This window comes from Actinomycetota bacterium (genome assembly GCA_009923495.1).
Lineage (GTDB): Bacteria > Actinomycetota > Actinomycetes > S36-B12 > UBA5976 > UBA5976.
In genome coordinates this window covers 30977-43840 of record RFTJ01000009.1, presented here as the reverse complement: position 1 = coordinate 43840, position 12864 = coordinate 30977, and the positions used below count along the sequence as shown (strand labels likewise).

Here is a 12864-nt window from a genome sequence, read left to right as displayed (position 1 = left end):
GCGCCGGCAATGGTCTGTGCCAAAGCATTCATAACTAAAGCATGGCATGAAGTAGGTAATTTCACTGCACCAAAATTCAGTCGTAGGCTAGAGCAATAGTAAGCATGGGTAAGGAGGTGCCAGATATGGCCACCGAAAATGACCCTGCGGAAAACCAACCCCTCGATCCCTTAACAGCTTCCAATTGGATGCTTGACGATGATGATGACATTCTGCTCGCGCCACCGCTTGAGGAATTCTTTTTGGACCTAAGAGTTGCAAAAAAACCTGCTCCAATAGCTCCGCCTCCCAAGATTGATGACATCATTACTGGTGGCTACACCGGTTGGGTGCCAATAATCCGCGCAGGCGAATCATTGGCTGAAGCAGAAAGGCGCGCTGCCGAACATCCAGCAAATCAAACAGCAGGCACATCACTGCCAGAGCCAGAAGCAGCACAGCCAGCTGTAATTCAGGCAGAAGTCGTCATAGAAGAAACCGAAGACATACAGGTCTCGGTATCAGAAATTGTTGCTGACCCTGACACGGTAACTTCACCGGCACAGGCACTAGATCAAGCGCGCAAGCGAATTGCAGCCATGCGAGCAAGTCTGCAACTTAATTTAAATCAGGTTGCAGAAAGTTTTTCTCATCCGATTTTTACACCGCAACTGGCGCAAAGCACTCCACCAGTAGTTCCAAAAGTTGTTCAGCAACCCATTGTCGATCTCGAGAATGAACCGCCCGCATCTGAAAGTGTTGCACCTAGCGAACAGCCATTTATCCAATTTGAACAAGCACGAGTTTTTACACCAACTGACACCGAGCCGCAGCCTGAAGCCTCGGTGCAAAACTCACCGCCAGATCATTCACTCGAATTAATGATTATGCGAGATGAAATTAAGGATTTGCGCGATCGGTTGGATGCCTCGCAAAAACTAATTGAAGAGCTAATGCATCGGTTAGCTAATCTGGCCGAACTGGCCTTGAAACGATAGAACTTATCGGTCCACATCTCCGGCAATAAAGGGCATGGAAGCAACAATTGGTTCTAACATGTCTATTGATTGTCCGCGCAAAACCTCTGGCAGAGCTAGAACTGTATGCAAACTAGCTGGTCGCAATTTAAGCCGGTAGGGGTATTTGTCGCCACGAGAAACTAGAAACCAGGAAGCAATGCCCAGTGGAGTCTCAATACTGTGCTCGTACTCGCCTTCAGGAACTCTTAGCACTTTTGGAATCAATACATTGACTTCATAGCCAATGTGACTCAAGCATTCACCAACACATTCACTAACGACTTCACAAGCAATTTTTACCTCATCAAGTAATTGAAGTAATCGAGCTGAAATGTCGCCCGAACTTCTGGTTGTAGATCTAAAAGTTTGCAACTTAGGGTAGAGCAAATCCGTTGCCAAATTTCGTTGATCTATTGCCAGTCCGCTGGCTCGCGCCGCTGGACCACTTACGGCACAATCAACTACCGCAGGTTGGCTAAGGACACCGACAGATTGGTATTGCCTAAGCTTAGATGCGATTCCTTCTTCAAATGATTCAGTCACAACTATCGAATCTCGAACCAAACCATCCAGTTCCATTAGCCACTTTGCAGTGGGAGCGTGAGTTATGCCACCGATCTGGGTGAGCATGGGATGCATTCGACTTCCGGTAAACAACCGAATGTGATTCACGAATCGTTCACGCATCAGCCTGATGTTTAAGGTCAATTCTTCTTCCAACCAAGGAAAGCCAGCCAGGAAGGCGGCATGGGAAGTTATTCGGCTGACTTCCAAAATCAGTGTGCGTAACCATCGGGCATGGATTGGCACATCTATTCCTAGTTCACGTTCGATTAGTTGGGCTATTCCTACTTCGCCAGAAAATGCACTCAGCCACTCATGTCGATTAGCCAGCCCCAATACTTGGCGATAATCTCGTGACTCGAATAACTTCTCCGCTCCCCGGTGCATGGATCCCAGGACTGGATCTGCAGAGATAATCCTGCCGTTGCTGTGTATGAGATCTAGCTGGCACATTCCGTGAGTAACTGGCGAATAACTAGGAAGATTTAGGACTGAGTCACTTCGAACTGCATCTGCTGGCGAAAATCCAATTCGCTGCCTAATTTCCATGTGGTTAATCGTGCCACAACAATGGTTGCCACTGACAGATAGGCTTGTCTTGTGGTCAATCCATCGGCCGGGAGCGAATCGCCCTGGACCCAAACACCTGCGCGACTTAATGTTGCGGTAATCGGAACCGGACGAGTCGGTTCCGTACTCGGTGCTGCCCTAAGACGGGTGGGACACAAGGTTGTTGCCTGCACTGCTGTCAGTGAATTGAGCAAACTCCGAGCTGAGTCACTTCTGCCTGGAGTGCCCATAAAACAAATATCGGAGGCGGTACAGGCTTGCGACTTACTACTACTCACTGTCCCCGACGATGTTCTAATCGACTTAGTAAGTGGCTTAGCTCAAACAGGTTCGGTAAGTCCGGGCACATTCGTATTGCATACCGCCGGCAGATTTGGAGACGAAGTTCTCGAACCGCTAACAGCGCAAGGTTGCTTGCCGTTAGCAATCCATCCGGTTATGACATTCACTGGAACGAGTGTTGATCTGAATCGCTTATCTGGTTGCCCATTTGCTGTGACTACTCCCGCGCAGTTGCAACCCGTAGCGCAAGCCCTCGTAGTTGAAATGGGTGGTGACCCCGTTTGGGTTCCGCGGCAAAGTCGCGGGCTGTATCACGCAGCATTAACTTTTGGTGCGAATAATCTGATGACATTGGTAAACCAGACTATTGACTTGTTGGTGAAAGCTGGAATTGAGAGTCCTTCGGAATTGGTTGCACCACTTTTTACTGCCTCGCTAGATAACGCATTACGTGCTGGCGAAAGTGCAGTTACGGGACCTGTGGTTCGTGGAGATGTAGCCACAGTCAAAGTGCACATAGATTCCTTGCGAGAAAATCAACCTGAAGTCTTACCTAGTTATCTGGCACTTGCCAGACTCACAGCTGCTCGCGCCTTAGACGCCGACCGGCTCACGGTTAATTCCGCCGAACAACTGTTGGTGGTGCTATCGGATGAGTGATCTAGCAGTCCTTGCGTCACATGAAAGCTTCAGCCAATGGCGAGCAAGCATCTTTGAAGAGCCGATAATGTTTATCCCCACGATGGGCGCACTGCACCATGGACATTTAGCTTTGATAGCAACTGCTCGTAGCTATTTGAAGTCGCACCACAATTCAAGCGGCAAGATTGTCGTATCAATCTATGTAAATCCAACTCAGTTCACCGAAATCTCAGACTTTGAGAATTATCCAAACACCCTTGATGACGACATCAGGTTATGCGACCATAATGCTGTTGATGTGTTGTTCCTTCCCCGCGAGAGTGATATATACCCCGAGGGACTAAATCAGGTTGTATCACTTGATCCAGGCACAAAAGCGCAAGGCCTTGAAAGCATTGGTAGACCTGGGCACTTTGCCGGTGTTATCACTGTACTTGATCGACTATTTAACATTGTCATGCCAAACGCCGCTTTCTTCGGCGAAAAGGATTTCCAGCAATTAGCCGTTGTTACCGATTACTTTTCCAGCAAAAGCGCGCAACTGAAAATAATTTCCGTACCCACGGTTAGGGATTCGTCAGGCATTGCACTCTCGAGCCGGAATGAGCGCCTATCAATCACAGGTCAAGGTTTAGCCAAACAAATCCCGGCAGCATTTGCACTGGCTGAACATCTGCTGAGCGAAGGACATTCAATAGCTGAAACAAGAAATGCGGTAGCTGATTATCTAGCAAACCAGCCGGGCATCTCATTTGAGTACTTCGAAATCCTGACCGATGAATTACTACAGGTTATCGAACCTGGTAGAGCACGAATGCTTCTTGCCGTATCAGTAAATAGTGTTCGACTGATAGACAACCTTCCCGTGGAGATAAGGAAAGAAAATGTTATTAGCGATTGATGTTGGAAATACAAATACCGTTCTTGGACTATTTGATGAAGAAAATTTGGTCCAATCTTGGCGGATTAACACCAACCCCCGAGAAACCGCCGATGAGATTGAATTAACTTTTCGCGGATTGTTGACGGACTACCCAGTAACCGGAATCGCATTATGTTCAACGGTGCCATCAGTACTAAGTGAGATGAGAATTATGCTCAGCCGATATTACGCAGAGGTTCCTACCGTAATTGTCGAGCCGGGCATCAAAACAGGAGTGCCGATAACGACGGACAATCCGAAAGAAGTGGGCGCAGATCGGATCGTTAATTCACTGGCCGCATTCACGTTATTTGGTGGGCCGTGCATCGTTGTAGATTTTGGTACTTCGACAAATCTGGATGTGATTTCAGAAAAAGGTGAGTTCATGGGCGGTGCTCTCGCGCCTGGCATCGAGATTTCTCTAGATGCGCTAGCGACACGAGCAGCCCAGTTGCGCAAAGTTGAATTAGCTACGCCGCGAAGCGTAATTGGTAAAAACACGGTAGAAGCATTGCAATCTGGAATGATCTTTGGCTTTGCTGGGCAGGTTGATGGCCTGGTGGATCGTATTGTTGAGGAGTTGGATTCAGAAGTAAAAGCGGTCATTGCAACTGGAGGTTTGGCGAGCATTGTAGTTGCCGAGTCTGAAACGATAACCTGTCATGAGCCCGATCTAACTTTGATTGGACTTCGTTTGATCTTCGCCAAGAATCAATAATCATCCAAGCCATGAAATGCCCAAACCCATACTGCTGGGCAACTTCACAGACTTAACCCGATAATGTAAAACCAATGTCAAACGAACCATTAGAAGAACTAGATGACCTGCCAGAGCAAATGCAGGTGCGTCGGGACAAACGTGCCAACATTTTGGCAGCTGGCCTTGAGGCATATCCGGTAACTGTCCCAGTTACTACAACTATTGGTGAAATACGTGCGAAGTACGAACATCTAGTGGCCGAAGATGTCACTGGGGATGTGGTCGGCGTAGCTGGCCGAGTCATGTTCCTGCGAAATACCGGCAAACTATGCTTTGCTCAAATTCAAGCTGGAGATGGAACAGTATTGCAAGCAATGTTGTCACTTGATCGAATAGGGGAGGAAGGGCTCGAAGCTTGGAAAGCACTGGTTGACATTGGTGATCAAGTCGCCTTCTCAGGAGAAATTATTAGCAGTAAGCGTGGTGAACTTTCAGTCCTTGCCGATACTTGGATGATGGCCGCTAAGGCACTGCGCCCGCTTCCCAACCCCCACAAACCCCTTAATGAGGAAACTCGCGTCAGACAACGGTATGCAGATTTAATTATGCGAGACACAGCCCGAACGGTAGCTCGGTTGCGACCCGCAGTAATGACAAGCTTGCGAAATAGCTTTGCATCACGGGGATTCATTGAAGTTGAGACACCAATGCTGCAGACCATGCATGGTGGTGCTGCAGCTCGCCCCTTTGTTACCGAATCAAATGCATTCGACATGGAACTATTTCTACGAATAGCACCCGAACTATTTCTAAAGCGGTGCGTAGTCGGCGGCATTGAGCGAGTTTTCGAAATCAACCGAAATTTCCGTAATGAAGGTGCAGACTCGACGCATTCGCCAGAATTTGCCATGTTGGAGTGCTATCAGGCTTATGCCGATTACAACGACATGGCACAGCTAACCCAAGAACTGATTCAAGAAGCCGCTCTGGCAGTGCACGGATCTTTGACTTTTGACTTAGTTGAAGGCGGTAGCCGCGATCTATCCGGACAGTGGGATCGAGTTTCGGTTTATCCAGCAGTGAGCGCTGCGGTTGGTCAAGAAGTTACACCGGAGACGCCAATCGAAACCCTACGAACACTGTTGAAAGATGCGGGGATATCGCCAGATCCGAAATGGATTGCTGGAAAGTGCGTTGAGGAGTTACTCGAACACTATGTCGTTGGAAAATTCACTAAGCCAACTTTTGTTATCGACTACCCGGTTGACACTTCGCCACTGGTCCGCGACCACCGCGCCACTAAAGGTGTAGTTGAAAAATGGGATTTGTACATTGCAGGATATGAAGCGGCGACTGGATATTCCGAATTAGTAGACCCAGTCATTCAACGGGAGCGCCTCGTTGCTCAATCCTCGCTAAAAGATGGCGGTGATTTAGAGGCGATGCAGTTGGATGAAGACTTCTTGCGGGCGCTTGAATATGGCATGCCACCTACGGGGGGTATTGGTGTTGGAATTGACCGACTACTGATGACCTTAACGGGCTTGAATATTCGAGAAACTATTCTCTTTCCGTTAGTAAAGCCTGAGTAACCGTGCCAGTAGTAATTCGACCAGCTCGGACCGGTGATGTTTTAACTATTCGTGGCTTGATTGACACTTATGCTCCAGATCGCAGGCTGCTATCAAAACACACTGTGACCATTTATGAGGATGTCCAAGAGTTCATTGTTGCTGAAATAGACGGGCAAGTTATCGGTTGCGGCGCATTGCACGTGATGTGGGAAGACTTAGGCGAAGTTCGCACTCTTGCAGTAAAGCCTGAAATGCAAGGTAAGGGAATAGGATCTCAGATACTTGACGCCTTACTTGGACAGGCAAAATCATTAGGCTTACGCAGATTGTTTTGCCTTACCTTTGAAACAGAGTTCTTCGGTAAGGCAGGTTTTGTTGCAATTGAAGATGCCCCTGTTGATGCCAGCGTTTACGCCGAGTTGCTGCTATCGGGCGATGAAGGTGTAGCCGAATTCCTTGATCTAGAGCGAGTAAAACCAAATACTCTTGGCAATACTCGAATGCTGCTGCAGCTTTAACTGCATTGGAGTGCAGGCTATTTGCCGACTAAAATGGGAAAGTGAAAATCCTCGTTATTGGCAGCGGAGCGAGAGAACATGCACTCGTACATTCGCTAAATAAGGATGAGGAAACTGAAGTATTTTGTGCGCCAGGAAACGCCGGCATTGCTCTTGAAGTCCTAACTTTCCCACTTGATGTGCTTGATTCAGACCAAGTCCGCGCATTGGCAACTAAGTTATCCGCAGACCTAGTGGTAATTGGTCCCGAAGCCCCACTAGTTGCAGGCATCGCGGATGAATTGCGAAAAGCAGGATTTGCAGTTTTTGGACCAGATAAAGCAGCAGCCCAACTTGAGGGAAGCAAAGCATTTGCCAAAGAAGTAATGTTTGCTGCGGGAGTACCAACTGCTCATTCATTTGTTTGTACTAATGCAGAGCAAGTTGAGGCTGCTCTAACAGAATTTGGCGCTCCGTTTGTCGTGAAGGAAGATGGCTTGGCAGCGGGCAAAGGCGTTGTAGTAACTGATGATTATGCAATTGCCCTGCTCCATGCGATGTCCTGCATCGAAGGTCGCCAATCCGGTGCCGTTGTAATTGAGGAATATCTCGCTGGACCCGAAGTAAGTTTGTTTGGCATAACCGATGGCAATACGGTACGGGCCTTGTCGCCAGCACAAGACTTCAAGCGAGCGTTAGATAATGACGAGGGCCCGAATACTGGTGGCATGGGAGCATACTCACCACTTGATTGGGCCCCAGCAGATTTAGTAGAACAAACTTTGGAAAAAGTACTTCAACCAACAATCACTGAAATGGCAAAACGCGGAATCCCATTTTCTGGACTGCTTTATGCGGGCTTAGTTCTAACGCCAAAAGGAATTAAAGTAATCGAGTTCAATGCGCGATTCGGAGATCCAGAGACCCAAGTCGTACTAGCAAGATTAAAGTCATCACTGAGCGAGTTACTATTTGCTGCAGCAACCGGAACACTGGACCAAATTGAATCACTTGAATGGTCAGATGAGTCAGCTATCACGGTTGTGCTAGCAGCACAAGGTTATCCAGACAATCCACAAACAGGAGCGGAAATTTCTGGCCTTGAAAGCGTGGCAAAGCATGATGCTGTTGTATTCCATGCGGGAACGAAATTAATTGATTCGAAAATTCAGGTCAGTGGTGGTCGGGTTCTTTGTGTTACAAGTACTGGCGAGAATTTGCAAAGTGCGCGAGAAAAGGCTTATGCAGCAGTAGCAGAAATTGACTACTTTGGCAGTCACCACCGCAGTGATATCGCATTGAAAGCGCAACAGGGAGAGATTAAAGTGCCATGACAAAACCGAAAATTCCAAATGTATTAGCCAACCGGTATGCATCTACCCAGATGGCAACTATTTGGTCTCCGACCAACAAGATAATTGCCGAACGCCAATTATGGATTGCTGTCCTTCAAGCGCAAAAATCTTTAGGCATAGAGGTTCCCAATGGTGTGATTGGGGACTACCAAAAAGTTATTTCACAAGTTGACCTTGACTCCATTGCTCTACGTGAAAAAGTTTCGCGTCACGATGTGAAAGCGCGCATTGAAGAGTTCTGTGCTCTTGCTGGTCACGAACACATTCATAAAGGAATGACCAGTCGAGACCTGACTGAAAATGTCGAGCAGTTACAAATTATGCAATCGTTAAAGTTAATAAGATTTAAGGCCGTTGCGACGCTTGCGGTTCTTACCGAGCTTTCAGTTCGATACTGCGATGTAGCGCTTACCGGCCGTAGTCATAATGTGGCTGCACAAACTACAACTTTGGGAAAACGTTTTGCATCGGCAGCCGATGAACTACTTATTGCAATTGCTCGACTGGATGAGTTGATTAAGCGCTATCCACTTCGTGGCATTAAAGGTCCGGTCGGTACGGCACAAGACATGCTTGATCTACTAGATGGCGACGTTCGCAAACTAGATGAGCTGGAAGTCAATGTTGCAAAGCACCTCGGTTTTGCAAATGTTCTGACCAGCGTTGGTCAGATTTATCCACGCTCACTGGACTATGACACCATCTCAGCGTTAGTTCAACTAGCCGCTGGCCCGAGCAGTTTGGCGCTGACCATTAGATTGATGGCTGGCCATGAGTTAGTGACAGAGGGGTTCAAGGAGGGTCAAGTAGGTTCTAGTGCGATGCCACACAAGATGAACACGCGCTCCTGCGAGCGAGTGAACGGTTTTGCGGTAATTTTGCGCGGCTATGCGAGTATGACCGGAGAGCTTGCGGGGTCGCAGTGGAATGAAGGCGATGTCTCCTGCTCAGTAGTCAGACGCGTGGCTTTGCCTGATGCATTCTTTGCCCTTGATGGTTTATTGGAAACCATGCTTACCGTCCTGCAGGAGTTTGGCGCTTTCCCGGCAGTTATTGAACGTGAACTGCAACGTTACCTGCCATTCCTAGCGACAACAAAAATTTTGATGGCTGCCGTTCGCAAAGGTGTCGGGCGCGAAACCGCGCACGAAGTAATTAAAGAACATGCAGTACAAGTAGCCCTAGAAATGCGAGGCCCTGCGGGCGGTGATGGCAACGATTTATTAGCCCGGCTAGCCCAAGATGGCCGACTAGGTCTAGATGTGTTGGAGTTGGAGTCATTACTAAATAATCCACTTGAATTCACTGGTGCTGCCCGCGAACAAATTTCTTCATTAGTTCGCAGCTCGACGATGGTCATAATTACTGATTCTGAGGCAGCAAACTATCGACCGGAGCCAATTCTGTGACCAACATCGCTCAAGATTATGAGCTACCCGCGGAGTATCAACATATTTACTCCGGAAAAGTTCGCGATCTATATGAAACTCCTGATGGCAAATTATTATTTGTCGCATCAGATCGAATTTCAGCTTTTGATTACGTACTACCAACGACCATTCCGGATAAAGGACGAATTCTGACAGCGATGTCGCTTTGGTGGTTCGATCGACTTGAAGACATCGTGCCCAATCACATAATTTCGACCAACGTGCCCTTTTCAGTCAATGGCCGGGCAACAATTTGCGAACCCCTCGAGATGTTCCCGATTGAATGTGTTGCTCGAGGTTATTTAACTGGATCTGGGCTCCTAGACTACAAAAACTCAGGGTCAATTTGCGGTGTCGGATTGCCACCCGGGCTTGTAGATGGTTCTCGACTGCCCAAGCCCATCTTTACACCTGCCACAAAAGCAGCAGTAGGAGATCATGACGAGAATGTGACTTTCGACGAAGTGATGACTGCCATCGGCCAAGAAGAGGCGCAACAGCTCCGACGGATAACAATGAACGTTTATCAATCGGCCTCCGAGATTGCCGTTAAGCGGGGCATCATTTTGGCGGATACGAAATTCGAGTTTGGGCTCGGCATGAAAGGATCAAACAAAAATCGAATCGTACTGGCCGATGAGGTGCTAACTCCGGACTCATCAAGGTTCTGGCCTGCTGATCAATGGGCGCCCGGAAACTCGCAACCGTCTTACGATAAACAGTTCGTCCGTGACTGGTTGCTATCTGCGGATTCAGGCTGGGACAAGAACTCTGGCGAAGTCCCACCAGCATTACCAGCAGATGTGGTTGAGAAAACTCGTAATCGATATGTTCAAGCCTATGAGACGCTTACTGGAAAGCGTTTTCAGTAATTCGGAATTTACTAGCCAGGCCTATTCGAGGCGGTTATTAACATTATTTAATGTTGGACGCTTTGATAAATTTCAATCGTTTGCCTAGCAATTTTGTCCCAACCAAAATCAGTTACAGCACGCAGCCGACCAGCTGTTCCCATCTGTGTTGCAAGACTGCTATCCGAAATCACTTTTATTAGAGCGCTAGCAAAATCATTCTCAAATTTTTCTATGTCAGACTCGTCATAGTGAACTAATAGACCTGTAGTTCCATCAATTACAACTTCAGGGATGCCACCGACATCGCTGGCAACAACCGGAACCTCACAAGCCATAGCCTCAAGATTGACAATTCCCAGCGGTTCATAAATAGAGGGACAAGCAAAAACCGAAGCATGTGAAAGTACTTCAATAAGTTCTGGTCGGGGTAGCTGCTCTTTTAGCCAATGTACACCCGTTCTAGTTTCTGCAAGTTTGCTTATTTGCGCCGATACTTCTGCACCAAGTTCTGGGGTATCAGGTGAAGAGGCACAAATAACTAGTGCTACCTCGTTAGGCAATTGTTCGGCTGCTCGCAGCAAGTGCATAATTCCCTTTTGTCGCGTGATGCGTCCGACAAATAGTACATATGGACGCTGGTAATCAATCCCGTACTTGGCTAATGCGGTTGAATCCGTCACTTTTTTGATTGCTTGGGTATCAATGCCGTTGTAAACCACTTTTACCTTGGCTGGATCCAGTTCGGGGTAGCAAGCCAGGATGTCCTTGCGCATTCCGTTGCTAACTGCGATGACCACATCCGCAGAGTTATAAGATGTTCGCTCGACCCAAGATGAAATCTGGTAACCGCCGCCCAGTTGCTCCGCTTTCCATGGCCGCCTTGGCTCTAGCGAGTGCGCCGTAATAATGTGCGGCCGTCCATGCAGCAGACCGCCGAGGTGTCCGGCCATATTTGCGTACCAGGTGTGGGTGTGAATTACCTGTGAATCCGCAAAATCTCCAAGCATTTCAAGGTTTATTCCTAAGGTTTGGATTGCCGGGTTGGCTTGGGTCAAATTAACCGGAAGCGAATAAGCAGTGGCACCTGGCTTTGGATCGCCGAAACAATGAACTGCTACCTCAATAAGTTTGCGTAGTTCATGAACAAGGTGCTCAACATGCACCCCAGCCCCACCGTAAATGTCTGGTGGCCATTCTCGCGTAACTATGGATATCCGCACACTGTAAGCCTAGACCTATGGATAGGCTAGGGCTGTGCGCAGACGCAATAATGTCCTCTGTATGGTTCTCGCCGGTGGCGAGGGCAAGCGCCTGATGCCACTAACAGCAGATCGAGCGAAGCCTGCAGTTCCATTTGGCGGCTCATATCGGCTAATCGATTTTGTACTCTCAAATCTGGTAAATGCCGGCTTCTTGAGAATTTGTGTACTTACACAGTACAAGTCCCATTCACTAGATCGACACATAACTACATCTTGGCAAGTGGGTGCGCTACTGGGGGACTTTGTTACATCTGTTCCAGCGCAGCAACGACTTGGACCGCGCTGGTACACAGGATCAGCCGATGCAATTTTCCAAAGTTTGAACTTGGTTTACGATTCACTTCCTGATTACATTTTGGTTTTTGGCGCGGATCACGTCTATCGCATGGATGCGTCTCAAATGCTAGAGAAACACATTGAATCAGGGGCAAGTGTGACAGTTGCCGGAATCCGGGTGCCGAAAGAATCTGCAACTGAATTTGGGGTAATTGAAACCGATGAATCTGGAACCCGAATCACAAAATTCCATGAGAAGCCGGCTAACCCACCAACTATTCCGGGCTCGCCAGAAGAGTCATATGCATCAATGGGAAACTACATTTTTAATACTGATGCTTTGATCGCTGCCCTGCAAAAGGATGCAGCAGACGACAATTCAATTCATGACATGGGAACGAACATCATTCCGATGATGACAGCAGCTGGCGAAGCTGCAGTTTATGATTTTGCGTTAAACGAAGTGCCTGGAGCAACTGCTCGCGATCGAGGGTATTGGCGAGATGTTGGAACTTTGGATGCCTATCATGAGGCGCATATGGACTTGGTTTCGGTACATCCGATTTTCAATTTGTACAATGACCACTGGCCAATTCTTACTAACATGCCGGCACTAGCGCCCGCAAAGTTTGTGCAAGGTGGAACGGCCCACGAATCCATCGTTGGAGCTGGATCTATTTTGGCTGGCGCTCACGTGCGCAACTCAGTAGTTGCAAATGCCGTACGCGTAGATGAGGGTGCATACGTCGATGGGGCAGTACTCATGCCTGGAGTTCGGGTAGGGCGTGGAGCTGTTATTCGTAACGCAATTTTGGATAAGAACATCATCGTGCCTGACGGTGCCCAAATTGGCGTTGATTTGGAATTAGATAGGTCACGATACACAGTCAGCGAAAATGGAATTGTAGTTTTGGGCAAAGGCCAGCAGGTGCTTTGAG

12 protein-coding genes are annotated in these 12864 nt (G+C 48.0%); 10 read left to right on the top strand and 2 right to left on the bottom strand.

Annotation, left to right across the window (positions count from 1 at the left end):
• Nucleotides 1-125: 125 nt before the first annotated feature.
• Nucleotides 126-977 carry a hypothetical protein gene (locus EBS36_04640; GenBank protein NBU32440.1) on the top strand — a complete coding sequence of 284 codons (852 nt, stop codon included), beginning with the start codon at nt 126-128 and terminating at the stop codon, nt 975-977.
• A gap of 3 nt (nt 978-980) precedes the next feature.
• On the opposite strand, the gene EBS36_04635 is transcribed toward EBS36_04640, so the two are convergent.
• On the bottom strand, nt 981-2111 hold the full coding sequence (locus EBS36_04635) for an NADH-quinone oxidoreductase subunit D (GenBank protein ID NBU32439.1): 1131 nt from the start codon (nt 2109-2111) through the stop codon (nt 981-983).
• A gap of 51 nt (nt 2112-2162) precedes the next feature.
• Between EBS36_04635 and EBS36_04630 the strand changes: the two genes are divergently transcribed.
• The 8 genes from EBS36_04630 (at nt 2163) to EBS36_04595 (ending at nt 10406) form a co-directional block, all read left to right on the top strand.
• Nucleotides 2163-3074, top strand: a complete 912-nt coding sequence (locus EBS36_04630) for a DUF2520 domain-containing protein (GenBank protein ID NBU32438.1) — start codon at nt 2163-2165, stop codon at nt 3072-3074.
• Nucleotides 3067-3957: a pantoate--beta-alanine ligase gene (panC, locus tag EBS36_04625; protein ID NBU32437.1), complete on the top strand. Its 891-nt coding sequence runs from the start codon at nt 3067-3069 to the stop codon at nt 3955-3957. Before EBS36_04630 ends, panC begins: the two co-directional genes overlap by 8 nt.
• Nucleotides 3941-4696 (top strand): type III pantothenate kinase, encoded by a 756-nt coding sequence (locus tag EBS36_04620; protein NBU32436.1) that lies wholly within the window; start codon nt 3941-3943, stop codon nt 4694-4696. The genes panC and EBS36_04620 overlap by 17 nt, the downstream gene beginning before the upstream one ends.
• A 74-nt stretch (nt 4697-4770) precedes the next feature.
• The gene (lysS, locus tag EBS36_04615; protein NBU32435.1) at nt 4771-6270 is read left to right on the top strand and encodes a lysine--tRNA ligase; all 1500 of its coding nucleotides are present in this window, start codon (nt 4771-4773) and stop codon (nt 6268-6270) included.
• Between the two features lie 2 nt (nt 6271-6272).
• Nucleotides 6273-6770 (top strand): amino-acid N-acetyltransferase, encoded by a 498-nt coding sequence (locus EBS36_04610; protein ID NBU32434.1) that lies wholly within the window; start codon nt 6273-6275, stop codon nt 6768-6770.
• Nucleotides 6771-6811: 41 nt separating this feature from the next.
• Nucleotides 6812-8083, top strand: coding sequence for a phosphoribosylamine--glycine ligase (purD, locus tag EBS36_04605; protein NBU32433.1), 1272 nt, complete (start codon nt 6812-6814; stop codon nt 8081-8083).
• Entirely contained in the window at nt 8080-9513 is a 1434-nt protein-coding gene (locus EBS36_04600) for an adenylosuccinate lyase (protein ID NBU32432.1), read from the top strand. The genes purD and EBS36_04600 overlap by 4 nt, the downstream gene beginning before the upstream one ends.
• Complete coding sequence (locus EBS36_04595) at nt 9510-10406, top strand: phosphoribosylaminoimidazolesuccinocarboxamide synthase (protein ID NBU32431.1); 897 nt, start codon at nt 9510-9512, stop codon at nt 10404-10406. The genes EBS36_04600 and EBS36_04595 overlap by 4 nt, the downstream gene beginning before the upstream one ends.
• A gap of 47 nt (nt 10407-10453) precedes the next feature.
• On the opposite strand, the gene glgA is transcribed toward EBS36_04595, so the two are convergent.
• The gene (gene glgA / locus EBS36_04590; protein ID NBU32430.1) at nt 10454-11608 is read right to left on the bottom strand and encodes a glycogen synthase; all 1155 of its coding nucleotides are present in this window, start codon (nt 11606-11608) and stop codon (nt 10454-10456) included.
• A 34-nt stretch (nt 11609-11642) separates the two neighbouring features.
• On the opposite strand from glgA, the gene glgC reads away from it, so the two are divergent.
• Nucleotides 11643-12863: a glucose-1-phosphate adenylyltransferase gene (glgC, locus tag EBS36_04585; GenBank protein NBU32429.1), complete on the top strand. Its 1221-nt coding sequence runs from the start codon at nt 11643-11645 to the stop codon at nt 12861-12863.
• Nucleotide 12864: the final 1 nt, after the last annotated feature.